A 25,473-nucleotide genomic window follows, 5' to 3' on the forward strand; every position below is an offset into this window, starting at 1 on the left:
TTAGTTTCTTAATGGCTTGCCTTTCTGCAACATATGCTGCAATCTCTCCAGGGTTTTTCTTTCTCCTGTTAAAGAAAGGAATGCTTCTCTTTCTAAATCGAGCAGGTATTGTTCACTCACATAAGAGTTTTCAGAAAGGTCACCTCCGGCCATTACGTAAGCCAGTTTGTTGGCGATCTTCTTGTCATGTTCGCTAATGTATTTACCGGCGTACATCTGGTCTGTACCTACTAAGAAGGCACCCAGTGCTTGTTTACCTAATACCTTAATATCTTTTCTCATAATAGGCTTGGTATAACCATTCTCTGCCATGAGTAGCGCATGCTTTTTAGCAATTGCCAGCTGGCGATCGGGGTTAATTACCACAATGTCTTTTCCTTTCTGAAGAATATTCAGGTCGTAAGCCTCATAAGCTGAGGTGGAAACCTTTGCCATTCCAATGGTGAGAAAATGTTCCCGAAGTCGGTTCAACTCCACATCATCTTTTTGGAAGGTATCGGCAGCACGCAAGGTCATTTCCTTAGAACCTCCACCACCGGGAATTACCCCAACTCCAAATTCTACAAGTCCGATGTATGTTTCGGCTGCAGCGACAACTTTATCTGCGTGTAATGAAAGTTCACATCCACCACCCAAAGTCATGGCGTGTGGCGCTGCAACTGTTGGAATAGAGGAGTAGCGCATTCTCATCATAGTGTCCTGGAAATATTTTATAGCCATATTTAGCTCATCATATTCCTGCTCCACAGCCATCATGAAGATCATTCCGATATTGGCTCCTACAGAAAAGTTTTTTCCGGTGTTGGCTACAACCAATCCCTGGTATTCTTTTTCAGCAAGATCAATGGCTTTATTGAGTCCGTCAAGAACATCGCCGCCAATCGAGTTCATCTTACTTCGGAATTCCACATTTAGGATTCCGTCGCCAAGATCTTCAACTACAACTCCGCTGTTGCTGAATACTTTTTTGGATTCCCTGATGTTATCGAGAATAATAAATGCATCCTGCCCTGGAATCTTCCTGTATTCTTTGGCAGGAATATCGTAATACCAGGTGTTGCCATTCTTAACGGTATAGAAGCCTTGATTTTCTTTTTCAAGCATTTCGTTTACCCAGGCTGCAGGCTCCCTGCCTTCAGCTTTCATAATTTCAATACCTTTTTCAACACCTATGGCATCCCAAATTTCAAACGGACCATGTTCCCAGCCATAACCGGCTTTCATAGCGTCATCTATTTTGTATAGTTCATCGGTAATTTCAGGAATTCTTTTAGAGGCATATGCGAAAATAGCAGCGAAATTCTTTCTGTAGAACTCCCCGGCTTTGTCTTTACCATTAACCAGAACTTTAAACCTTTCAGCTACATTATCAATCGTTTTCGTTAATTCAAGAGTAGCAAAATTTGCCTTTTTTTGCGCCCGGTACTCAAGTGTGTTAAGGTCAAGTGACTGAATTTCACTCGAACCGTCTTTGTTCTTGATCTTTTTATAGAAACCCTGTCCGCTTTTGCTTCCAAACCACTCATTCTCGACCATGGTGTTAATATAGTCTGGCATTGCGAAAAGATCGTGCTCTTCATCTGTAGGTACTCCTTTGTGCAGGCCTTCAGCAACATGTTTAAGCGTGTCAAGTCCTACAAGGTCTACAGTTCTAAAAGTGGCAGATTTTTGTCTTCCTATAACAGGACCTGTGAGTTTATCAACTTCTTCAATAGTAAGGTCTAGCTCCTTCACCATGTGGAAAAGACTCATGATACTGTAAGTACCAATCCTGTTCCCAATAAACGCCGGAGTGTCTTTTGCGACTACCGAAGTTTTTCCGAGGAATTTCTCACCGTACTCATTCAGGAATTCCAAAACTTCTTCGGAAGTATCTGGCCCCGGAATAATTTCAAATAGTCTTAAATATCGCGGCGGATTAAAGAAGTGTGTTCCGCAGAAATGCTTCTGAAAGTCTTCACTTCGGCCCTCATTCATTTGCTGAATTGGGATTCCTGAAGTATTGGAGGTAATCAATGTTCCCGGTTTGCGGTGCTTTTCAAGATTGTCAAAAACCTGCTTTTTAATATCCAGGCGCTCCACAACAACCTCCATGATCCAGTCAACTTCCGATACCTTCGAGATATCATCTTCCAGGTTTCCGGTTTTAATACGATTGGCAAAGTCTTTATGATATATAGGAGAGGGCTTGGATTTTAAAGCATCCTGCAATGCTGTGTTCACAATACGGTTCCTCACCTGTTTGTCTTCCAGGGTAAGACCCTGCTTTTTTTCTTTTTCGGTCAGTTCCCGGGGAACAATATCCAGTAGTAGCACCTCTACGCCAATGTTGGCGAAATGGCAGGCAATTCCACTCCCCATAATTCCCGAACCTATAATTGCAACTTTGTTGATTCGTCTTTTCATGTTGTTATTTATTTTGATAATCGCCTGAACGATTTTTTATTATTCATTGTAAATTTTACGCGTGGCAATAAGATCCATGATCTTTGAAGCTACCTCAATAAACTTATCGAGATCTTCTTGAGGGATTTCATTTCTTACCGCCTGGTCAAAAGTAAGTACCACTTTCTTAGAGTAATCGCGCATCTCCTTTCCAAAATCGGTGAGGTAAATTAAGACACTACGCCCGTCTACCGGATTTTTCTTCCGTTTTATGAGACCTTTATCCTCCATGGTTCTAAGAGTTCGCGACAAACTGGTGGCTTCCATTCCCATTTTTGGGCCCAGGGAGGTAGAAGGGGTGCCCTCCTCGGGATCTATACTCAAAAGAGCAAAGCCTGTAGCCATTGTACTTCCTTCTTTTCCGGCCTCTTCATTGTACATTTTAGCAATAGCAATCCAGGTCGCGCGAAGAACGTAATCAATGGTTTTTTCTTTCATACAATTTCAAAGTTAAGAAAATTTTATTATGCACGCATAGCAAATGAAAGAAAATTATTCAGGTAGTGAATCGCTGGTCTTAAATTTATTAGAAAAATGCAATAAAAGTGCAGCTATTAGCCATGTTTAACAGCAATTTTAATAGTTGTTGGAAAATGCTATTTAGATGACTCCATTCGTTTGCTCAAGTGAAACCAACAATCGTGAAGAAAAAGTTTTATGGCAGCATCATTTTTTTCTTCCAGCAAAGCTTGTAGTTCTTTTCTTTCCAGTGCAAAATCGATGAGCAAGGCGGCTTCTCCGCTGGTTAATTGCATTGTCTCCAGCATATAAGGTTTGTGATGAGTCTCCAAAAATGCGATATTTCGCTGTTCTTTTTCAATCTTAATATTTCTCTTCAGCTTTTTTGTACGGCCGTTAATGGCATTTAGAATAGGGTCGATCTCTAACGAACCTCCCAGTAGGCTCAGGAGGTGAATAAATTTAAAATCCCCGGCTGTTTCCAATCTCCGCTCGTTCATGGAGAGCTTTTCTATTTTCTTCGGAATGATTCCCAGGCTTACCACATTAATTTCTGAATTTTCATCTATTACTACTTCTCCTAATTCCTGAGAGTTTTCAATCATCCGAAAGTACAATGGTGACTTCTGAAGGTCATCAGCTTTTATGAAGCTAATGAGATCATTCATTCCTACATGAGACATCACCAGTGTATCACCGGTTTTCATCTTTAGCTGAAACAAACCCTTTTCCCCCGAAACAGAAAGTTTTCCTGAAGAAACATTGTTGATATGCACATTTTTAAGCAGCGAATCATTGTTTTTCACAATTCCCTGTACCACGGATCTTTCCTGTGCCTGGAGGGGGAGGAGCAGGAAAATAAAAAAGATGATTACATAATATTTCACTTGGGCAGATATCAAATCTGCACCAAAATAAACCTTTCTGATAAAAAACCTTTCAAAAATGGCATTTTTGAAAGATAATTTTGAATTAATCAATAGTAGATGCTATTTCAATTCCGCAGTTGTTGCCTGAAGGTAATCAGGGATAGATATGGTAAGAAAAGCAGTTAGAAAAATTATTAATGTGTAAAGTTGAGACAATACAGGTGCTGAAAATGAATATTAAGAGGCTGGAAAAATTCTCTACTTTACGAATTTTAAAGTTTTAGGTGCTACTCCTGGAATTTTCAAGATGTGAAATTAACTGTCTAAGCTAAGGGCTACAATTTAAATGAAAATCCATCTTCCAGTTTTTTCCGGTATTTTTCCTCATTAAACATGTAAAGAAAAGAACCTTTTCTGGAAGACGTCTTGTCTTTTTCGTCCAACTTCAGCAAAATATCCAGAGCGTTTATTTTATTTATAAAGTTTCTTTTATCCAATTCTTCGTTTAGAATAGTCTCATATAACTTTTGCAGTTGACGCATGGTGAATTTTTCCGGAAGGAGTTCAAATCCAATGGGTTTGTTAGATGTTCTGTAGCGCAGGCGGTGTATGGCATGTTGCACCATTCGGTCATGATCAAATATTAGGTTTGGTGCTTCCGAAAAACTAAACCATTTAGCTGAATAGTTTTTGGTTATTTCCTGTTTATGTTCCGCTATATTTATAAGGGCGTAATAGGCAACAGAAAGCGTTCTTTCTACAGGGTCACGATCTACTTTGCTAAAATTGTAGAGTTGCTCCATGTAGACATTGTTGATCCCTGTAAGATGGTAGAGAATCCTTTTTGCGGCCTGATCAAGGTCCTCATTTCTTTTTAAAAATCCGCCCATCAGGGACCATTTACCTCTTTCAGGTTCAAAATCTCTCTTTACTAAAAGGATTTTAAGCTCCTCTTCATCAAAACCAAATATGATACAATCGACTGCAAGCAATACTTTGTCTTCTGAATTGTAATTATGGATCATAAATAAGATTTAAAGCGGCAATTTAAGAAACTATATAAACTCTTAGAATAAAAGAAGCAGGAGAGTGCTGAATCTCAAAACTATCTTTGATGCTGATTTATTACTATTTAATTCCAAAGTTAATAATGTGTGAAAATAAATTTGCTTTTTTTAAAAAACTTTAATTTATTTACTAGTAATGTGAAATTCACACTTAATGAGTTATCTGCTTTTTTAAATGCCTATTACCTTTCATATTAAAATTAGAAATGAAACAATTCTTTTTACTTATCTGCCTGTTGGGCATTTTTCCATTTATGGTGGCACAGGAAGCTTCCATCAAGAGTCCCGATGAAGCTCTGAAATTAGAAGTATTCCTGGAATCGGGAAAACCCAGCTATTCGGTTTTCTATAATAGCGAAGTAGTGCTAGAAAAATCCCGTTTGGGACTAAAAACGAATATTTCAGATTATTCTGAAGGTTTAAGTTTTGAAGGGAGTAAAACTACTTCCGTAGAAAAGAGTTATGAATCGAAAAAGCTTAAAGATTCAGAGATCAGTTATAAAGCACAGGAACTAACCTCCACTTTTACCACTCAAAAAGGGCAAAAAATGGATGTAATTTTTCGGGTAAGTAATAATGATATCGCTTTTAGATATCATCTTCATAAATACAGCGATACCATAGCTCACGTGGTGACGAAAGAATTTACAGGATTTAATTTTCCAGCTACGGCAAAAAGTTTTCTTACGCCTCAGTCTAAATCTATGGTAGGTTTTCAGCGTACCAAACCGAGTTATGAAGAGGGTTATTATTTAGAACAGGAGATTACCAAAGCCTCTGGAAATAATCTCGGATATACTTTTCCGGGTTTATTTAAAACCGAAGATCACTGGGTTCTACTTTCTGAAACTGGGGTTGACGGCACTTACGTGGGCGCTCATCTCAGCGATCCAAATGCTGAAGGGGAATATACGATCGCTTTTCCCGACAGTACTGAAAATAATGATTTTGGAAGTACTGGTGCGGCTATTTCCCTTCCGTTTAGTTCTCCATGGCGGACTATCACAATTGGTGAAAGTTTAAAGCCTATTGTAGAAACCACCATTCCTTTTGATGTGGTGGAGCCGCTTTACGAAGCTTCCCGGGATTATAATTTCGGGCGCGGTGTATGGAGCTGGATTATGTGGCAGGATGGAAGTATGAATTATGACGGCCAGGTGACTTACATAGATTTTGCTTCTGAAATGGGTTATGAATACATTCTAATTGATGCGCTTTGGGATCAGAATATTGGGTACGACAGGATGGAAGAACTGATTAAGTACGCCAGGAGCAAAAACGTGGATGTTTTCTTGTGGTATAACTCCAACGGCGTTGCCAATGACGCCCCGATGACGCCGCGTAATAAAATGCACCGAGCTATTACCCGCAAAAAGGAAATGAAGTGGTTGCAGGAGAACGGGGTAAAAGGCCTGAAAGTTGATTTTATGGGCGGCGATAAACAAGAGACCATTCAGCTTTATGAGGATATAATGTCCGATGCTAATGATTACGGCTTGATGATGATCTTTCACGGAGCAACAATTCCGAGAGGCTGGGAGATAATGTATCCTAATTTTATAAGTACTGAAGCTGTACTTGCTTCAGAAAATCTAATGTTCAGCCAGTATGCCAACGACCAGGAAGCCCGAAGTGCTGCCATTCATCCTTTTATAAGGAATACAGTGGGGAGTATGGATTTTGGGGGTACTGTTCTAAACGAACGATACAACCGAACCAATGACGGCGGAAATTTTAGAAGAACCTCTGATGCGTTTCAACTGGCAACGGCAGTTTTATTTCAGACGCCGGTTCAATTCTTCGCACTAACGCCAAATAATTTGGAAGACGCTCCGGATTTTGCCATAGATTTTATGAAAAATTTTCCTACCACCTGGGATGAAACCGTTTTTGTTGAAGGATATCCCGGAGAATACAGCGTGATAGCAAGAAGGCACGGGGCTCAATGGTACATCGCCGGAATCAATGCCTCAAAAGAAGCAAAGAAGTTGAGCTTCTCCCTTCCGGAACTGAAAGGAAATAAATTCAGTATTATTAATGATTCCAAAAAGGGGAAAACTGAAAAGAAAGAAATCAAACAAAAAAGAGGAAAATTTGAAGTGACCATCCAATCTCAGGGCGGATTTGTGATTACAAATTAGCATAAATTGCTCCACCTGTAAAACATTAAAAATGAAACAATTATTTGTCATTATCGTTTTTTTTAGCTGCGTTAATCAATCGATGGCGCAGTTTTCTCAACAGGAGCGGGACAGTATTTATCGTTTGAGTTCTCAGGATCATCAATTAATGCTGAAGGAATTAGGAATAGAATCCTTGCGGCACGGACCTTCGGGAAATCCGAATGATCCTAATGCCGCAAATTCAGATGAATCTAAAGTTGTAGATTACAGCCTACCCAAACTTTTGGTTTTTAAAGATGGATCAAAAGTCACCTCAGTTTCTGAATGGAAAAAACGCAGGCGGGAGATCAAAGAAGATTTTGATGCAGAAGTTTATGGCCGCTTCCCTGAAAATACTCCAGCTGTAAACTGGAAAGTTATTTCCAGAAAAGATTCAGTTATTGGCAATTATCCTGTGCAGGTTGAGGCACTTTTAGGAGTGGTAGATAACTCTGCCTATTCCGAAATTGACGTTGAAATCGAGTTGACCCTTACTCTTCCAAAAAATACAGATAAAAAAGTGCCGGTAATCCTAAAATTCGACTGGAATTTTCCAGCTGGGTTTTTCCCTGAGCCCGAGCAGGAAAATCCGTGGCAGGAACAATTACTGGCTCAGAATTGGGGTTACGCCAGTTTGATCCCAACAAGTTATCAAGCCGATAATGGCGCCGGACTTAGACAAGGAATCATTGGGCTAGTGAATAAAGGCGAACCGAGAAAATTAGATGATTGGGGCGCTTTGAAAGCCTGGGCGTGGGGTGCCGGCCGTGCGCTTGATTATTTTGAAAATCATTCTAAAGTTGATTCAAAAAAAGTAGCTATAGAAGGACTTTCCCGCTACGGGAAAGCTGCAATGGTCACTATGGCCTACGATGATCGATTTGCGGTGGGATTCATAGGTTCTGCCGGTGCAGGTGGTACTAAAATATTGAGAAGGAATTTCGGGGAACAGGTAGAGAATTTGGTCTCCACTTCCCAATATCACTGGTTTGCTCCCAATTTTATAAAGTACGGAGGTCCTTTAGAAACAAAAGACCTTCCGGTAGATGCACATCATTTGATTGCGCTCGCAGCGCCGCGTCCGGTTTTTATCAGCAGTGGAGATCCTAAAGTTGAAGGGAATTGGATAGACGCCAAAGGGATGTTTTTAGCCGGAGTCTACGCCGGTCCTGCTTATGAAATCTATGATGAAAAAGGACTATCAAAAAACGAATTTCCTCAATTTGGGGAGTTTTTATCTGAAGGTAAACTCGTTTTTAGAATACACGAGGGCGGTCATACCGTAGTGCCTAACTGGCCATATTTTATAGAATTTGCCAAACCCTATTTCAAATAAAAAATATGAAAAAGAGAAATCTACTCATTATAATTTTAAGCCTGTTTTTAGGAAATTCAGTTGTTGCACAACAGCAGGCTGAAAATCCTATTATCCACGCCGATGTTCCCGATGCTTCCATAATTAGGGTTGGGGACACCTATTATATGAGTAGCACCACGATGCATATGAATCCCGGGGTGCCAATTATGAAGTCTGAAGATTTGGTAAACTGGGAAATAGTGAATTACGCTTACGATACTTTGGGAGATACAGATGCGCTGAATCTTGAAAATGGTGAAAACGCCTACGGAAGAGGTTCCTGGGCAAGCAGTCTTCGTTACCATAATGGGACTTTTTACGTTTCTACTTTTTCGAGCACCACCGGGAAAACTTATATTTTCAAAACAAAAGATATTGAAAATGGCACTTTTGAAGAGATTTCTTTTAGCCCGTCTCTTCACGATAACACCTTATTTTTTGATGACAACGGAAAGACTTACCTCATTTGGGGTGGAGGAAAACTAAATATAGTAGAGCTTAAAGAGGATCTTTCAGGAGTGAAGGAAGGTACAGAGCGGGTTCTTATTGAGAACGCTACTGAACCTATTGGATCCAACTATATACTTCCTGCGGAAGGATCTCAAATATTTAAGGCTAACGGAAAGTATTACTTGTTCAACATCGCCTGGCCAAGGGACGGTATGAGAACGGTGATCATTCACCGCGCCGATAAAATTACCGGACCTTACGAAGGAAAACTCGCTTTTCAGGATAAAGGCGTGGCCCAGGGTGGTTTAATTGATACGCCTGAAGGGGATTGGTTTGCCTATTTATTTCGGGATTATGGTGCAGTAGGGCGTATTCCCTATCTGGTTCCTGTAAAATGGGAAAATGGCTGGCCAATTTTGGGTGAAGATGGCAAAGTGCCTGAAACCCTGCATCTGCCAACAAACGAAGGATGGATTCCCGGAATTGTGGCTTCAGATGATTTTGACAGAAAATCTGGATACAAAGATCTGCCTCTGGTTTGGCAATGGAATCATAATCCGCAGAATGAATATTGGTCTGTAAAAGACCGTGAAGGTTATTTAAGATTAACTACAGACAGGGTAGATACTTCATTTTTAAATACCCGAAACACCCTAACCCAAAGAACCATTGGTCCAGAGAGTACGGGCATAACTAAAGTGGATCTTTCCGGAATGAAGGAGGGAGATTATGCAGGGCTTGGTCTACTTCAGAAGAATTTTGGATTTGTAGGGGCGAAAATGGAGAATAAGAAGAAGCACATTATTATGGTCAATGGAGCTTCCGAAGAGCCTGTAGAGATTGAAAGCATTCCGTTAGATCAGGAGGAGCTTTACCTTAAGGCCGTTGGTGATTTTCAGGACAGGAAAGATACAGCAGAATTTTTCTACAGTCTTGATGGTGAAAACTGGAAAGCTATTGGCAACGAGCTTAAAATGTCTTACACGCTTCCGCATTTTATGGGCTACAGGTTTGCGTTGTTCAACTACGCCACAAAAGAAGCAGGTGGTCACGTAGATTTCGATTACTTTAAAATTGAAGCCGAAAAAAATAATTAAGATGAAACATTCAAAAATGCCGAAAACGATATCTCTTAGCCTGATTATATTTTTACTATCAGTAAATGCTTTTGCACAAAATCCGCTGATTATGGATCAGTTTACTGCAGATCCTACGGCAAGGGTATTTAATGGAAAGCTATATGTGTTTCCTTCCCACGATATTGTGCCCCCAAAAGGCGAAGGCCGTGCCGAATGGTTCAATATGGCCGATTACCACGTGTTTTCTTCAGAAGATCTTACCAATTGGACAGACCACGGAAAAATTCTGGATCAAAAAGATGTTCCCTGGGCAGATCCTAAGGCTTATAGTATGTGGGCGCCTGATGCGGTATCCAAAAATGGCAAATTTTACTTCTATTTTCCCACCAGACTCAAAGACGCCGGAGATGGGGAACAAGGTTTTTCAATTGGCGTGGCAGTCGCCGACAAACCTGAAGGACCTTATGAGCCACAGCCAAACCATATTCAGGGTGTAGAAGGCATAGATCCCAATGTTTTTATTGATAAAGACGGGCAGGCTTATTTGTACTGGTCCCGTGGAAAAATTTATGGCGCAAAACTGAACGATAATATGCTGGAGCTGGATTCAGAAATAAAGACCTTCGAGGAGATCCCTCAAAAAGGGCATATTGAAGGGCCTTTTGTTTTCGAAAGAAATGGCACATATTATATGACTTATCCGCACGTTGCCAACAATACTGAAAGACTGGAATATGGAACTTCCGATAATCCTATGGGGCCTTTTACCCATCAGGGGGTGATTATGGATGAATCGGCTTCGGGTACCTGGACCAATCATCATTCGATCGTGAATTATAAAGATCAGTGGTACTTATTTTATCACGATAATGATCTTTCACCCGATTTTGATAAAAACCGTTCCATTCGTGCCGATAGTTTGTTCTTTGAAGGGAATGGAAACATTAAAAAAGTGATTCCAACCAAACGCGGAGTGGGAATAACCTCCAGTACTTCAAAAATTCAGATCGACCGCTATAGCGCGAAAAGCAACTATGGAGCTGCTTCGGTGTTTTTGGATCGGCTTGATCCTTTCCAGGGTTGGAAGGTGGTATTAAATAAACCTGATGCCTGGGTGAAGTATAACCGGGTTGATTTTGGTGCTGAAGGTCCCAAAAATGTCAAAATCAGGGCAAGATCTTTAACGGGCGCCACTGTTGCGCTGAAACTGGCAGGTGAGAAGGCACAGGAGATTGCTGAAGTTACCATCCAAAAAGGTGGAAATTGGGAGGTTGTTTCTGCTCCTGTAAAATCTGAAGCAACCGCTGTTCAGGATTTGATAGTGCAACTGAAAAGTGGTGACGGAGTTGAAGTGGACTGGGTTCAATTTGAAAAATAGAAGATATGGGAATTGGTAAGATGAAAATTTCAACAAATAGTTATTCCAGTATTGGATTTTCCGTATTGCTGGGAATACTCTTTTTGATTTCACCTTTTCAATCCTGGAGTCAGGAAGATTTCCAATTAAAACTCTGGTATGATAAGCCTGCTGAAAAATGGGTAGAGGCACTTCCCGTAGGAAATGGGCGATTGGGGGCAATGGTTTATGGAGATCCGCAGGAAGAGGTTATTCAGTTAAATGAAAATACCGTCTGGGCTGGTGGACCTAACCGAAACGATAATCCTGAAGCCAAAAAATATTTACCCGAAGTTCAGAAACTTCTGTTTGAAGGAAAAAGCGCAGAAGCCCAGGAGCTCGTTAATCAGCATTTCATAAGTAAAACTTCCCACGGAATGCCTTATCAAACCGCAGGGAACCTGAAATTATCTTTTCCGAATCACCAAAATTACACTGAATATTACCGGGAACTGGATTTGGAAACTGCGGTTACCACAACTCGCTATAGAGTTGGAGGTGTAGGTTATGAAAATAAAGTTTTTGCTTCCCATCCCGATCAGGTGATCGTGGTACAAATTACGGCAGATAAACCCGGAACCTTAAATTTTTCAGCTACGATAGATCGCCCCGGAGGTGCTGAAGTTTCAACTGAAAATGGGACATTAAAACTACACGGTAAAACCAGCGATTTTGAAGGAATAGAAGGCAAAGTTGAATTCCTGGCGATCACTAAAATTCAGACTGAAGGCGGAAAAATTACTTCAGAAGATGAAGCTCTTAAAATTCAGGATGCCAACAGTGCTACACTATATATTTCCATCGCTTCTAATTTCAAAAACTATAAAGATCTCAGTATTGATGAGGAAGCAAAAGCAGAAGAATATCTTTCAGCAATAGAAAAAAAGAAATCAGCAGGGATCTACAAAACGCACCTGGAAGATTATCAAACCTATTTCAATCGGGTGTCACTGGATTTAGGTGAAACGAAAGCTGCGAAGCTACCCACCAATGAAAGGATCATAAATTTCAAAACTGGAAATGATCCAGCCCTTGTTTCCCTGTACTTCCAATTTGGGCGCTATCTTTTAATTACCTCTTCCCGGCCGGGAACGCAACCTGCCAATTTGCAAGGGATTTGGAATGATCAGTTAACTCCTGCCTGGGATAGCAAGTACACCGTAAATATTAATACTGAAATGAATTACTGGCCGGCCGAAATCACCAATCTGCCGGAATTCCACGAGCCATTGATCCAAATGGTGAAGGAGCTTTCAGAAGTCGGAAGGAAGACTGCCAAAGATATGTACGGCGCAGATGGCTGGGTGATGCATCATAATACAGATATTTGGCGAATGACCGGAGCGATAGACGGTTCCTATTGGGGAATGTGGCCTATGGGCGGAGTCTGGCTGTCCCAGCATTTATTTGATAAATACGATTTTTCAGGAGATAAGGAGTTTTTAAAATTGGTTCATCCCATCGTAAAAGAAGCTTCTAAATTCTACCTGGATTTTATGATCAGGGAGCCGGAAAATAACTGGCTGGTAGTATCACCTTCCATTTCCCCGGAACACGCACCAACCGCACATCCCGAATCTTCATTGACTTATGGAGCCACAATGGATAATCAGCTGATCTTCGACCTTTTTTCAAGAACAGCAAAAGCCGCTGAAATCCTGGGAGATGATAAAGATTTTATAGCCGAATTAAATGAAAAACTTCAGCAATTACCTCCAATGCAAATTGGAAGTTGGGGACAATTACAGGAATGGATAAAAGATTGGGATGATCCTAACAGCGATCACAGGCACGTTTCTCATTTATACGGACTTTATCCGTCCAACCAAATTTCACCTTACCGCAATCCGGAATTATTTGAAGCTGCAAAAACTTCATTAGTTGCCCGGGGAGATGAGTCTACCGGTTGGTCTATGGGCTGGAAGGTGAATCTTTGGGCGAGATTACTTGACGGGGATCACGCACTCAAATTGATAAAAGACCAGCTAACCCCTTCAATGCAGGAAGGTCATAGCGAAAAGGGCGGTACTTATCCCAACCTTTTTGATGCACATCCTCCTTTTCAAATTGACGGGAATTTTGGTTGCACAGCCGGGATTGCCGAAATGCTTTTACAAAGTCACGATGGCGCCATTCATATTTTGCCTGCATTACCTGCAGACTGGAGCAAAGGAAAAGTTTCAGGTTTAAGAGCTCGTGGAGGTTTTGAAGTAGATCTTGAATGGGAGAATAACAAGCCAAAAACTATGGTCGTACAATCCACCCTGGGTGGCAATTGCAGGATTCGCTCTTATCATCTATTGTCTGGTAAAGGATTAAAAGATGTTACCGGTAATAATTCCAATCCTTACTATCAAGTTTCAGAAATAAAAGATCCCATTACTGCACAAAATATTGATGTGCAGAAACCTACCCTGATGAAAGTTTATGAATATGATCTTGCCACCTCGAAAGGAGGAAAGTATATAATTAAAATTGATGCTGATAAATAATCCTTTTAAAGATGAAAATTAAAATTCTTCTCTGTATTGGATCCTTTCTTGCAATGTTTCAGACTGCTGCGCAGGATTCTGATTTTCATATTTATCTGGCTTTCGGTCAGTCAAATATGGAAGGACATGCAAAATTTGAACCTCAGGACACAGTTGCTTTGAGTGACCGGTTTCAAGTGCTCCAGGCGGTAGATTGCCCCGAATTAGGACGAAAAAAAGGGGAGTGGTACACAGCTAAACCACCTCTTACCAGATGTAACACAGGTTTAACCCCAACCGATTACTTCGGAAGGGAAATGATCGAGAATTTACCGGAAAATATTAAAGTCGGGGTGGTAAATGTTTCTGTAGGCGGCACTAAAATTGAACTTTTTGATAAGGATAATTATGAAACGTATGTTGAATCTGCACCGGACTGGCTAAAAAATACCGTGAGGCAATATGACGGTAATCCTTATGGCCGGCTGGTAGAAATGGCTAAAATGGCACAACAGGACGGGGTTATAAAAGGCATTTTACTGCATCAGGGGGAATCAAATACAGGAGACACGTTATGGCCTCAAAAGGTAAAGAAGGTTTATGACAATCTTATGAAGGACTTAAACCTTGATCCTGCAAAGGTACCTCTGCTTGCCGGAGAATTGGTGAGTAAGGAAGAAGGGGGTGTCTGTGCCAGTATGAATGAGATCATTGCGAAGTTACCCGGAGTTATTCCTAATAGTTACGTAGTTTCTTCAGAAGGTTGTAACGGGATGGATGATCATCTTCACTTCACACCGGAAGGTTACCGGAAACTTGGAAGACGGTATGGCAAGAAAATGTTGGAAGCCCAGGGGTTTAAAGGTTTGGAAAAAGAAGCTCCTACTGGTTTTGACCAAAGAAGAGAAAACATCTCACGCGGAAAGATCGATACTATTACCTACAAATCAAAAACAGTAGGGACTAACCGAAAGGCTCTGGTTTACACTCCGCCAAAATTTTCAAAAAATAAAAAATATCCGGTTCTGTATCTTTTACATGGGATTGGTGGAGATGAGAAGGAATGGCTTAGAGGTGGCAATCCACAGGTGATACTGGACAATTTATATGCCGATGGTAAGGCAGAACCAATGATCGTGGTAATGCCAAACGGAAGGGCGATGAAAGACGATCGTGCAGTGGGTAACATTTTTGACAGCACAAAAGTGGCAGCCTTTGCAAATTTTGAAAAAGACCTGCTGAATGATCTTATTCCCTTTATAGAAAAAAATTATCCGGTGATCAAAAACAGGCAAAAAAGGGCAATTGCCGGACTTTCCATGGGAGGAGGACAAACTTTGAACTTTGGTCTTGGCAACCTGGATACATTTTCCTGGGTAGGGGCGTTTTCCGCAGCGCCCAATACTAAGAGTCCGGAAGAATTAGTTCCGCAGCCCCAAAAAGCCAGGGAACAACTTAATCTTTTATGGATTTCCTGTGGGGACGATGACAACCTGTTGCCTTTCAGTCAGCGAACGCATGAATATTTGGTTAAACAGGATGTTCCTCATATTTATTATTTAGAACCGGGTGGTCATGATTTTAAAGTCTGGAAGAACGGGCTATATATGTTTTCCAAACTACTATTTAAGCCGGTAGATGAATCAAAATTCAATAAATACAGCTTGCTGGGTACGCCAGCCTCAACCAATGTGAGGAATTCGAAATATCCCCAAATTTTACCTGATGGTCGTGCCGTTTTTCGTCTTAAAGCTCCTGAGGCAAGGGATGTAAAACTGGATTTAGGGCGTAAATATGATATGGATAAGGACAGTGAAGGTGTTTGGAAAGTTACCACCGATTCTTTGAGCGAAGGCTTTCATTATTATTCTCTTATAGTTGATGGTGTATCAGTAGCCGATCCTAATAGTGAGACGTTTTTCGGAATGGGAAGAATGGCCAGCGGAATAGAAGTTCCTTTTAAAGGAGATGGTTATTATAAAATGAAAAATGTCCCGCACGGAGATGTGAGAATGGAACAGTATTTTTCTCCGGTTCTAAATAGCTGGAGGACGTTCTATGTATACACCCCACCTGGATATGACCAAAATACCAATACAAATTACCCGGCACTTTATATTTATCATGGCGGTGGAGAAGATGAAAGAGGTTGGGTTCAACAGGGAAGGACAAATATTATTCTCGACAATCTTATTGCTGAAGACAAAGCAGAACCTATGCTGGTGATCATGCCCGACGGGAATATGCCTGGTTCAGGGTTTAGTGAAAATGGCCTCCGAATGTTTGAAAGGGAATTAAAAGAAGGCTTGATCCCCTTTGTTGAAAATAAATATCGGGTTAAAGGAAATGCAGACAACAGGGCCCTTGCCGGTTTATCCATGGGAGGTCTTCAAACGCTCTATGCAGGAGTACAGAATACAGAGATGTTTTCCTATTTAGGAGTGTTCAGTTCAGGATGGTTTGCGAATGACAATGAGATAGCTAAGGGACAATATGAGTATATGAGTGAGAATTCAGAAAAGATCAATAATGAACTTAGAGTATTCTGGTTATCTATGGGAGGCAAAGAAGATATAGCATTTAAGAACAACAAGCTTATGATGAAGAGATTTGATGATATGGGAATAAACTATATCTACAGTGAATATCCCGGTGGTCATACCTGGCCGGTGTGGAGAAATGACCTGTATAGATTTGCACCTGTGCTGTTTAAAAACCAGTCTAAGTAATAGAGGAGCAAGTATGGAACACAAAATCTTGTAATTATGAGACATCAATTATTGCTGTTTACTTTTATCCTTTCCAGTGTCTTTAGTTTTGCACAATCGGAAGAGAAAATTGTGGAGGATTTCGAACCTTCTGTGGTAAACCAACCCGGGAAGGAATTTCCCAAAGTTAATTCAGAAGGACGGGTTAGGGTGAAGATAGAAGCTCCCGAAGCGAATAATGTACAGCTGGATATTGGTGGTGTGAAGTATGACCTTGAAAAAAATGAAGAGGGGATATGGATAGGAGAATCGGCTCCACAGGATGAAGGCTTTCACTATTACCAGCTAAATATAGATGGTGCTTCAGTGCCAGATCCAGGATCGAAATATTACTATGGTGCGGGTCGATGGGGAAGCGGGATCGAAATCCCTGCAAAGGATAAAGAATTTTATGCTTTAAAAGATGTTCCCCATGGGACTGTTTCAGAGAATCTTTATTTCTCTGAAATCACAAGACAGTGGAGACGTAATTTTGTCTACACCCCTCCCGGATATTTTGAAAATTTGGATAAGAGATATCCGGTACTTTATCTTCAGCACGGTAGTTATGAAGATGAAACCGGGTGGTCCTCTCAGGGACATGCCAATTTAATTCTGGATAACCTTATTGCTTCAGGAGATGCAGAACCCATGATCATAGTAATGGATAATGGTTATGCTTACAGACCTGAAGTCCTGGAGAATGCAGGAGGAAGGCGTCCGCGATCATCTTTTGAAGAAGTGCTGATAGAGGAAGTTATTCCTCAAATCGATAAGAAATTCAGGACAATTGCAAATCGGGAGCATCGGGCCATCGCCGGGCTTTCCATGGGTGCCAGTCAAACCATGAGCATTATTATGAATAACCTGGATCAATTCTCATATTATGGAGGTTTTAGCGGGACAGCAAATTTCCCCGGAGATAAAGAACTTGATGCCGATACTTTTTTAAACGGCGCCTTTAGCAATGCTGAAGATGTTGAAGAAAAACTTAATGTGATCTTTTTAGGCCTGGGCACTAAAGAGGCTGAAGTATTCTTTAAAACAGTGAACGCATTTCGTGATATGCTTGAAAAGCAGGATATAGATTATGTTTTCTATTCATCGCCCGAAACCGGACATGAATGGTTGACCTGGAGAAGAAGTTTATACCAATACGCCCAATTATTGTTCAAAGAACATCAGAATTAAACGATTCCATCGAATAAAATTAAAAAGAAAGATTAGGAGCAAAATTATTAACTGTAAAAAATAAAAACTATGAAGATTCAAGAAATTTTAATGGGCTTTTGTCTGGTTCTGACAGTGGGAACAGGCTTTTCGCAGAATCCTTTTATCCAGACCCCATTTACGGCAGATCCGGCACCAATTGTCCATAACGACAATTTATATCTTTACACCAGTCATGACACGGCATCTGTAGCCTCAACCAATTATGAAATGAAAGACTGGTTGGTGTTTTCTACTACAGACATGAAGAACTGGACCAATCACGGGCCAAAGCTTTCCCCTAAAGATTTTTCCTGGGCAACAGGTGATGCCTATGCAGCCGAGGTTGAAGAAAGGGACGGGAAGTTTTACTTCTATGTATCCACCTTCCATAAAAAGGACGGCAGGAGTAACGGTGGTGCAGCAATAGGGGTAGCAGTAGCCGATTCTCCATTAGGACCGTTTAAAGATGCCAAAGGAGAGGCATTGATTTATAATGAAATGACTACCGACAATCCGCATGGGTGGGATGATATAGATCCTTCAGTCTTTGTAGATGATGATGGCCAGGCTTATTTGTACTGGGGTAATGGCAGTCTTAAAACTGTTAAATTAAAAGATAATATGGTGGAATTAGATGGGCCTATTCAATATGATAATCCGAAGAACTTTATAGAAGGCCCTTGGGTTTACAAAAGAAAAGGAATCTATTATTTAGTCTACGCCAGCAAGGGAGAAGAGCGCGAAAGAATTGAGTATGCAACCTCAGATAGTCCGGTAGGTCCCTGGGAGTATCAGGGAATTATCACCGGTAGTGCACCAAATAGTTTTACAATACATCCCGGTATTATTGAATACAAAGGCAAAGATTATTTCTTTTACCATAACGGCCTGTTACCTACTGGAGGAAGTTACCGCCGATCTGTTGCAGTAGATTACATGCACTACAACGAGGACGGTACAATTCAAAGAGTAGAACAAACCGAGGAAGGAGTAGAAGCTATAGAATAGTTTTGATTTTCTTCCGAAGTAAAAAACTTGTAATGGCTGAAAGATCCGGAATGAGGTACAGAAAATCACAAGGTACAAATAGACTCCAGAGCTTCTTCGGAAAAGGAGTATGAGTAAACACGCAAATTGTTTTCCATATTAAAAAAGCTTTGAAAAATTTGAGAAATGACTATGAGTAATACATTTTAAAAAAATAAATCATGAAAATTAGCAGCCTTTTTATCCTTCTTTTTATGTGCCAGTCATTGTTACTGGCGCAGGAGACGAGGATCACCGTGAACGCAGATCAAAATGCACCAGAAATCAGTAAACATATCTACGGTCATTTTGCTGAACATCTTGGACGATCCATTTACGACGGATTTTACGTAGGGGATACCAGTGCAATTCCAAATAAAGATGGGGTAAGAACAGATATTATAAAGGCATTAAAGGAAATAAAGATTCCGAATTTAAGATGGCCCGGCGGCTGTTTTGCCGATACCTATCAATGGAAAAACGGAATAGGTCCCCAGGAAGAGAGACCAACCATGGTAAACTCCTGGTGGGGTGGGGTAACTGAAGACAACAGTTTTGGAACCCATAACTTTTTAAATCTATGTGAAGAATTGGAAGCCGAGCCTTTTATATCAGGAAATGTTGGTAGCGGAACAGTTAAGGATTTCGCCGATTGGGTTCAGTATACCAATCATCCTAAAGGAAGTCCTATGGCTCAGCTGAGAAAAGAAAATGGGAGAGAAGAACCATGGAATGTAAAATACTGGGGAATTGGAAATGAAATGTGGGGCTGCGGCGGTAATATGACCGTTGAATATTACGCTAACATCTATAAGCAATATGCAACTTTTATGATCGCCGGGGAAAATAAGGACAATCTCTATAGAATCGCTGCCGGAGCTACGGGAGACGATTATCACTGGACCGAAGTTCTTATGCGGGATGTCCCTAAATCTCTTATTGAAGCAGTTGGATTGCATCATTACGCTGTAATAGATTGGGAAGAAAAAGGTCCCGCCACAGGATATACTGAAGAGATCTATTTTAAAAGCATGAAAGAAGCTTTAAAAATGGACGAGTTTGTTACCAAGCACATAGAGGTCATGGAAAAATATGATCCAAAAAAAGAAATAGACCTTGTTGTAGATGAATGGGGTGGCTGGTACGAAGTAGAAGAAGGTACCAATCCGGGATTCCTTTATCAGCAGAACACCATGCGAGATGCAATGATTGCAGGGGCAACTTTGAATATCTTCAATAATCATAGTGAGAGGGTAAAAATGGCCAATATCGCCCAGACTGTGAATGTTTTGCAGGCACAAATACTTACCGAAGGGGAGAAAATGATTCTTACCCCCACTTATCATGTTTTCAAAATGTATACAGTGCACCACGATGCTAAGTTGCTGCCGGTGGCTTTTGATTCTCCTGAGTACACTTTCAACGGGGAATCTTTACCGGCCATTTCTGTTTCGGCTTCAAAAGGTGGGAACGGAGTCACGAATATTTCTCTCGTCAATATAGATGCCCAAAAGGAACATAAGGTTGAAATTGATCTGGAAGGTATGGATGTGAAGAAAATGCAGGGACAAATCCTTCGATCAGGAAAAATCCAGGATCACAATACCTTTGATAATCCGAATAAAATTTCAATTAAGGATTTTAAAGACTTCAGTCTCAAAAATGGCAAATTATCAATGGTCTTACCTCCTTTTTCAGTTGTAGTGCTTTCTTCAACTAGGTAATATAAATAATCAAAAAGCCAGGTAATGATAAAAGGTTTTAATCGTAATATTCTGTTTTATTCAATACTCGTTGTTTTTTCTTTTGGATCTCAGGTTTGGTCTCAAAGCAAAAGCTCAATTGAATTTTTTAAGCTTCAGGAGGTTGAACTGGGAGAGGGGCCATTTAAGCAGGCCATGCTTACAGATTTGGACTATATCCTGGAATTAGAACCAGACAGGTTATTAGCCCCCTTTCTACGGGAAGCGGGTTTAGAGCCAAAAGCTTCAAGCTATCCTAACTGGGAGAATTCAGGACTGGATGGACATATAGGAGGTCATTACCTCACTGCCCTGGCACAAATGTATGCATCTGCAGGTAGTGAAGAGGCATATGAAAGATTAGAATATATGCTTTCTGAACTTAAAAGTGCGCAGGAGGCCTATGGCACTGGCTATATTGGAGGTGTTCCGGGAAGTAAAGAGGTATGGGCCGAAATTAGATCGGGAGAGCTCAAACCAGCTAGTTTCAGTTTAAACGACAGATGGGTTCCTCTTTATAACATCCATAAAACCTATGCGGGATTGCTCGATGCATACCAACATGCAGGGAATGAAATGGCTAAAGAAATGCTAATCGATTTTACCGACTGGATGATCGACCTTACAGCAAATCTTTCTGATGAACAGATCCAATCCCTTCTTATTTCTGAACATGGCGGATTGAATGAGGTTTTTGCAGATGTTTCAAGGATCACAGGTGAAGAAAAATACCTGAACCTGGCCCGGCAATTTTCCCAAAAGGCACTCCTGAATCCTTTAAGTGATGAAAACGATGTCTTGAACGGAATGCATGCAAATACCCAAATACCCAAGATAATTGGCTTTGAAGCCGTGGCAGCACTCTCCGGTGATGAAGAATATCATGATGCTGCTAAGTATTTTTGGGAAAACGTGGTGAATCAACGCACTGTGGCTATTGGAGGTAATAGTGTGCGGGAACATTTTCATCCTGCTTCAGATTTTTCTGCAATGATCAATGATGTGCAGGGACCCGAAACCTGCAATACTTACAATATGCTCAAATTGAGCAAAAAGCTCTTCCAGGCCGATGGCATGGAGAAATATCTCGATTATTACGAGGAAGGCTTATACAACCACATTTTGTCATCTCAACATCCCGAAAAAGGAGGATTTGTCTATTTCACCCCCATGCGCCCGGGACATTACCGGGTGTATTCCCAGCCGGAAACCAGTTTCTGGTGCTGTGTGGGATCGGGGATTGAAAATCATGGCAAGTACAATGAATTCATATATGCCTATTCTGAAAATGATCTTTATGTAAATCTTTTTATACCTTCCACATTAAATTGGAAAGAGAGAGGTCTCTCACTTACTCAGAAAACTTCTTTTCCTGAAGAAGAATTTACATCCTTCAATGTAGCAGCTAAAAGTCCACAGGATTTTAACCTGAAAATAAGATACCCTCGCTGGATTACTCCCGGGGAGCTTGAAATTAAAGTAAACGGTGAACCCATAGAGGTCAATGCAGAACCTGGAACTTACATTTCCATTAACAGGCAATGGAGTAATGGCGATAAAATAGATGTAAAATTACCTATGCACCTAACTTCTGAAAGACTTCCCGATGGTTCAGATTATAAGGCTTTAAAATATGGACCTATTGTCCTGGCAGCTAAGACCGGGAATGAAGACATGTACGGACTTTTTGCAGATGACAGCAGGGGTGGGCACATTGCAGCCGGGGAGATCATTCCTCTTTCAGAAATGCCATATTTCATTTCAGATGAAACTGAGAACATAGAAACGCTGGTGAAGAAAGTTCCCGGTAAGAATTTGACATTTTCGGCTTCAGAAGTTATCTACCCGGCCAAGTTTAAAGACCTTGAGTTTATACCATTTTACAAGCTCCACGATTCGAGGTATGCAGTTTATCTTCCTCTGGAAACTACCGAAGGTATTGAAAAGATCAGGAAGAAACTGGAGCAAAAGGAGGAGGAAGAAAAGTTATTGGCAGCTTTAACCATTGACAGGGTTGCCCCGGGAGAACAACAACCGGAGGCCGATCATTTTATAGAAAGCCAAAACTCCAGTATTGGCACTCATCGCGATCGCCATTGGAGAGGTGCTGAAGGCTGGTTTAGCTATAATCTTGTCGATAAGGGAAAACAGGCCAGAAAACTTAGGATCACCTACTTTGGAGGAGACAATGGGCGTAATTTTAAAGTTTATGTCAATGATAAAGTCATTGCAGAAGAAAGTTTCCACGGATTAGAGGGGAATCGCTTTTTTGAAAAGGATTATATACTTCCTGCCGGTCTTGTAAAAAACAGTAATGGAATCTTAAGACTTAAATTTGAAGCAGCACCAGGTTCCCGTACTGCTGGAATTTATGATGTTAGGCTATTAAAAGAAGAATAATACAATAAAAAAAGTTTCGAAATTATCAGGAAAATTATTAATCGTTAAATAATATTTCTTTCAAAAAATTTATATTAATTTAAATTTTTGTTAAAAATTCATAAGTGTTTCATCGACACTTAAAGAAAAAGAAGCTTATATTTGGGTATCTGTTTTAAGTAATTATTATAAAGATGAAGAACTATGTTATAGGCCTTGATTACGGAACCGATTCAGTGAGAGCCGTGTTGGTGGACTCAGAAAATGGGAAAGAAATGGCCACAGATACTTATTATTACCCTCGCTGGAAGGAGCAGAAGTATTGCAATGCTGCGATAAATCAATTCCGGCAGCATCCTTTAGATCATATTGAAGGTCTTAAAAAGACCATCAAAGGGGTGGTAGAAAAAAGTGGAATTGACGGTAAGGCAGTAAAAGGGATATGTATAGACACCACGGGCTCCTCTCCAATTGCAGTTACCAAAGAAGGAACTCCGCTGGCATTAGTCGAAGGTTTTAAAGAAAATCCTAATGCCATGATGGTTTTGTGGAAAGATCACACTGCCATCAATGAAGCCAATGAGATCAATGATTTGGCAGAAAACTGGGGAGGAGAGAATTATACAAAATACGAAGGCGGAATTTATTCTTCCGAATGGTTTTGGGCGAAGATCACGCACGTCATCAGGGAAGATGAAAAGGTAAAAAATGCAGCTTATTCCTGGATGGAACACTGCGATCTAATGACCTTTATGCTCCTGGAAGATCAGGATTTACAGGCTTTTAAACGCAGCCGTTGTGCGGCAGGTCACAAAGCCATGTGGTATGAAAGCTGGGGCGGACTTCCTTCTGAAGATTTTCTCAATAGGCTTGATCCTTATTTGGGGCAGCTTCGCAGAAGATTATATGATGAGACCTACACCTCAGATGAGGTTGCCGGAAACTTGAGCGCAGAATGGGCTGAGAAATTAGGATTGAGTACAGATTGTGTCATTGCTGTTGGAGTTTTTGATGCGCATTCGGGTGCGGTAGGTGCTAAGATCGATAAGCACACGCTGGTTCGGGTTATGGGAACTTCTACCTGTGATATTATTATATCATCCAGGGAAAACGTTGGAGATAAAACGGTAAAAGGGATTTGTGGTCAGGTAGACGGTTCGGTAATTCCCGAAATGATAGGCCTGGAAGCAGGGCAATCTGCTTTTGGGGATGTCCTTGCCTGGTTCAAAGATGTACTTTCATGGCCCCTGGATAATCTCATTTTTAATTCAGATATAATTTCTGAAGAACAAAAAGAGCAACTAAAAGCAGAAACCGAAAAGAACTTTATCCGCAAACTTTCAGAAGAAGCAGAGAAAATTGACATTTTTGAGAGTCTACCCATCGCCCTTGACTGGATCAATGGCCGAAGGACTCCAGATGCCAATCAGGAGTTGAAAAGTGCCATTTCCAACCTGTCTTTAGGATCAAAAGCCCCCCATATTTTTAAAGCTTTAATCAATGCAATTTGCTTTGGCTCCAAAGAGATCGTGAACCGTTTTGAGGAAGAAGGGGTGAAGATCAATAGCGTGATAGGAATTGGAGGGGTGGCGAGAAAATCTCCTTTTATTATGCAAACCCTGGCAAATGTGCTGGATATGCCTATAAAAGTAGCTGCTTCAGATGAAGCACCGGCTCTTGGAGCTGCCATTTATGCCGCCGTTGCCGCCGGGCTTTACCCAAACGTAATCGAAGCCAGTAAAACCCTGGGAAGTGATTTTGAAGCAGAATACCTTCCGAAGAAAGAAGAAGTGAAAGTCTATGCAGAGCTAATGCAGGAGTATAAAAAATTGGGAGCCTTCGCCGAAAAAAGTGCAGCCCGAAAAATCAGCAAAAAATGAATTCTATTTATCAGGAATTAAAACAGGAATGTTACGAGGCCAATATGCAGCTCAATGCATTGAAGCTCGTGATCTACACCTTCGGAAATGTTAGTGCCGTAGACCGTGAAAAAGGCGTTTTTGCTATTAAACCCAGCGGCGTGCCTTATGAAGATCTAAAACCTGAAGATATTGTGATCCTCGACTTTGAGAACAATGTTCTTGAGGGGGAAATGAGACCTTCTTCAGATACTAAAACCCATGCTTATTTATACAGGAACTGGAAAGAAATAGGTGGCGTGGCGCATACGCATGCAACCTATTCGGTAGCCTGGGCGCAGGCGCAACGGGACATTCCCATCTTTGGAACCACTCATGCCGATCATTTAACAGCAGATATTCCATGTGCCCCGCCAATGCGCGATGATTTGATCGAGGGGAATTATGAACACAACACCGGGATACAGATCCTGGACTGTTTCAGGGATAAGAACCTTTCCTATGAAGAAGTTCAAATGGTGCTCATTGGTAACCATGGGCCTTTCACCTGGGGCAAAGATGCAGCCAAAGCTGTATACAATAGTAAGGTCCTGGAAGAGGTGTCAAAAATGGCATTTTTGACACTTCAGATAAACCCCGAAGCACCACGACTGAAGGATGCTCTTATAAAAAAACATTACGAACGTAAGCATGGTAAGAATGCCTATTACGGACAAAAATAACTAGCGAACGCTAGACCTCACAGCCCCGAGG

The 25,473-nt window shown here is 40.9% G+C and carries 16 protein-coding genes; 12 read left to right on the plus strand and 4 right to left on the minus strand.

Features of this window, described 5'->3' with window-relative positions; translation table 11 throughout:
- The 4 genes from ACQ93I_RS03870 to ACQ93I_RS03885 all read right to left on the minus strand — a co-directional run bounded on the left by ACQ93I_RS03870 (window position 1) and on the right by ACQ93I_RS03885 (window position 4,798).
- Complete coding sequence (locus tag ACQ93I_RS03870; protein ID WP_431697221.1) at window positions 1–2,406, minus strand: 3-hydroxyacyl-CoA dehydrogenase NAD-binding domain-containing protein; 2,406 nt, start codon at window positions 2,404–2,406, stop codon at window positions 1–3.
- Between the two features lie 39 nt (window positions 2,407–2,445).
- Window positions 2,446–2,883, minus strand: a complete 438-nt coding sequence (locus tag ACQ93I_RS03875) for a MarR family winged helix-turn-helix transcriptional regulator (protein ID WP_431697222.1) — start codon at window positions 2,881–2,883, stop codon at window positions 2,446–2,448.
- Window positions 2,884–3,041: 158 nt separating this feature from the next.
- Window positions 3,042–3,791 carry a hypothetical protein gene (locus ACQ93I_RS03880; protein WP_431697223.1) on the minus strand — a complete coding sequence of 250 codons (750 nt, stop codon included), beginning with the start codon at window positions 3,789–3,791 and terminating at the stop codon, window positions 3,042–3,044.
- Window positions 3,792–4,108: 317 nt separating this feature from the next.
- On the minus strand, window positions 4,109–4,798 hold the full coding sequence (locus tag ACQ93I_RS03885) for an NUDIX hydrolase (RefSeq protein WP_431697224.1): 690 nt from the start codon (window positions 4,796–4,798) through the stop codon (window positions 4,109–4,111).
- A gap of 248 nt (window positions 4,799–5,046) precedes the next feature.
- Between ACQ93I_RS03885 and ACQ93I_RS03890 the strand changes: the two genes are divergently transcribed.
- The 12 genes from ACQ93I_RS03890 to ACQ93I_RS03945 all read left to right on the plus strand — a co-directional run bounded on the left by ACQ93I_RS03890 (window position 5,047) and on the right by ACQ93I_RS03945 (window position 25,442).
- A complete protein-coding gene (locus ACQ93I_RS03890) occupies window positions 5,047–6,981 on the plus strand; it encodes a glycoside hydrolase family 97 catalytic domain-containing protein (RefSeq protein ID WP_431697225.1) in 1,935 nt (644 codons plus the stop codon).
- 31 nt (window positions 6,982–7,012) lie between these two features.
- Entirely contained in the window at window positions 7,013–8,338 is a 1,326-nt protein-coding gene (locus tag ACQ93I_RS03895) for an acetylxylan esterase (RefSeq protein ID WP_431697226.1), read from the plus strand.
- A gap of 5 nt (window positions 8,339–8,343) precedes the next feature.
- Window positions 8,344–9,906 (plus strand): glycoside hydrolase family 43 protein, encoded by a 1,563-nt coding sequence (locus ACQ93I_RS03900; protein ID WP_431697227.1) that lies wholly within the window; start codon window positions 8,344–8,346, stop codon window positions 9,904–9,906.
- 91 nt (window positions 9,907–9,997) lie between these two features.
- A complete protein-coding gene (locus ACQ93I_RS03905) occupies window positions 9,998–11,266 on the plus strand; it encodes a family 43 glycosylhydrolase (protein ID WP_431697228.1) in 1,269 nt (422 codons plus the stop codon).
- Window positions 11,267–11,271: 5 nt separating this feature from the next.
- Window positions 11,272–13,776 (plus strand): glycoside hydrolase family 95 protein, encoded by a 2,505-nt coding sequence (locus tag ACQ93I_RS03910; protein WP_431697229.1) that lies wholly within the window; start codon window positions 11,272–11,274, stop codon window positions 13,774–13,776.
- An 11-nt stretch (window positions 13,777–13,787) separates the two neighbouring features.
- Window positions 13,788–16,484, plus strand: a complete 2,697-nt coding sequence (locus ACQ93I_RS03915) for an alpha/beta hydrolase-fold protein (RefSeq protein ID WP_431697230.1) — start codon at window positions 13,788–13,790, stop codon at window positions 16,482–16,484.
- Window positions 16,485–16,520: 36 nt separating this feature from the next.
- Complete coding sequence (locus tag ACQ93I_RS03920) at window positions 16,521–17,693, plus strand: alpha/beta hydrolase-fold protein (protein ID WP_431697231.1); 1,173 nt, start codon at window positions 16,521–16,523, stop codon at window positions 17,691–17,693.
- Window positions 17,694–17,762: 69 nt separating this feature from the next.
- Entirely contained in the window at window positions 17,763–18,722 is a 960-nt protein-coding gene (locus ACQ93I_RS03925) for a glycoside hydrolase family 43 protein (RefSeq protein ID WP_431697232.1), read from the plus strand.
- A gap of 200 nt (window positions 18,723–18,922) precedes the next feature.
- A complete protein-coding gene (locus ACQ93I_RS03930) occupies window positions 18,923–20,464 on the plus strand; it encodes an alpha-N-arabinofuranosidase (protein WP_431697233.1) in 1,542 nt (513 codons plus the stop codon).
- A gap of 24 nt (window positions 20,465–20,488) precedes the next feature.
- Window positions 20,489–22,882, plus strand: a complete 2,394-nt coding sequence (locus ACQ93I_RS03935; protein ID WP_431697234.1) for a beta-L-arabinofuranosidase domain-containing protein — start codon at window positions 20,489–20,491, stop codon at window positions 22,880–22,882.
- Between the two features lie 173 nt (window positions 22,883–23,055).
- The gene (locus tag ACQ93I_RS03940; RefSeq protein WP_431697235.1) at window positions 23,056–24,741 is read left to right on the plus strand and encodes a ribulokinase; all 1,686 of its coding nucleotides are present in this window, start codon (window positions 23,056–23,058) and stop codon (window positions 24,739–24,741) included.
- Window positions 24,738–25,442 (plus strand): L-ribulose-5-phosphate 4-epimerase, encoded by a 705-nt coding sequence (locus ACQ93I_RS03945; protein WP_431697236.1) that lies wholly within the window; start codon window positions 24,738–24,740, stop codon window positions 25,440–25,442. The genes ACQ93I_RS03940 and ACQ93I_RS03945 overlap by 4 nt, the downstream gene beginning before the upstream one ends.
- The last annotated feature ends 31 nt before the right edge of the window (window positions 25,443–25,473 follow it).

It is taken from the genome of Salinimicrobium sp. WS361, from assembly GCF_050750585.1.
Taxonomy (GTDB): domain Bacteria; phylum Bacteroidota; class Bacteroidia; order Flavobacteriales; family Flavobacteriaceae; genus Salinimicrobium.

Bases quoted from the DNA above. Each gene is read 5' to 3' on its own strand.
- ACQ93I_RS03910 (WP_431697229.1), top strand. From the start codon at position 11,272: ATGGGAATTGGTAAGATGAAAATTTCAACAAATAGTTATTCCAGTATT.
- ACQ93I_RS03900 (WP_431697227.1), top strand. From the start codon at position 8,344: ATGAAAAAGAGAAATCTACTCATTATAATTTTAAGCCTGTTTTTAGGA.
- ACQ93I_RS03925 (WP_431697232.1), top strand. From the start codon at position 17,763: ATGAAGATTCAAGAAATTTTAATGGGCTTTTGTCTGGTTCTGACAGTG.
- ACQ93I_RS03895 (WP_431697226.1), top strand. From the start codon at position 7,013: ATGAAACAATTATTTGTCATTATCGTTTTTTTTAGCTGCGTTAATCAA.
- ACQ93I_RS03920 (WP_431697231.1), top strand. From the start codon at position 16,521: ATGAGACATCAATTATTGCTGTTTACTTTTATCCTTTCCAGTGTCTTT.
- ACQ93I_RS03890 (WP_431697225.1), top strand. From the start codon at position 5,047: ATGAAACAATTCTTTTTACTTATCTGCCTGTTGGGCATTTTTCCATTT.
- ACQ93I_RS03875 (WP_431697222.1), bottom strand. From the start codon at position 2,883: ATGAAAGAAAAAACCATTGATTACGTTCTTCGCGCGACCTGGATTGCT.
- ACQ93I_RS03935 (WP_431697234.1), top strand. From the start codon at position 20,489: ATGATAAAAGGTTTTAATCGTAATATTCTGTTTTATTCAATACTCGTT.
- ACQ93I_RS03940 (WP_431697235.1), top strand. From the start codon at position 23,056: ATGAAGAACTATGTTATAGGCCTTGATTACGGAACCGATTCAGTGAGA.
- ACQ93I_RS03870 (WP_431697221.1), bottom strand. From the start codon at position 2,406: ATGAAAAGACGAATCAACAAAGTTGCAATTATAGGTTCGGGAATTATG.
- ACQ93I_RS03945 (WP_431697236.1), top strand. From the start codon at position 24,738: ATGAATTCTATTTATCAGGAATTAAAACAGGAATGTTACGAGGCCAAT.
- ACQ93I_RS03885 (WP_431697224.1), bottom strand. From the start codon at position 4,798: ATGATCCATAATTACAATTCAGAAGACAAAGTATTGCTTGCAGTCGAT.
- ACQ93I_RS03930 (WP_431697233.1), top strand. From the start codon at position 18,923: ATGAAAATTAGCAGCCTTTTTATCCTTCTTTTTATGTGCCAGTCATTG.
- ACQ93I_RS03915 (WP_431697230.1), top strand. From the start codon at position 13,788: ATGAAAATTAAAATTCTTCTCTGTATTGGATCCTTTCTTGCAATGTTT.
- ACQ93I_RS03905 (WP_431697228.1), top strand. From the start codon at position 9,998: ATGGATCAGTTTACTGCAGATCCTACGGCAAGGGTATTTAATGGAAAG.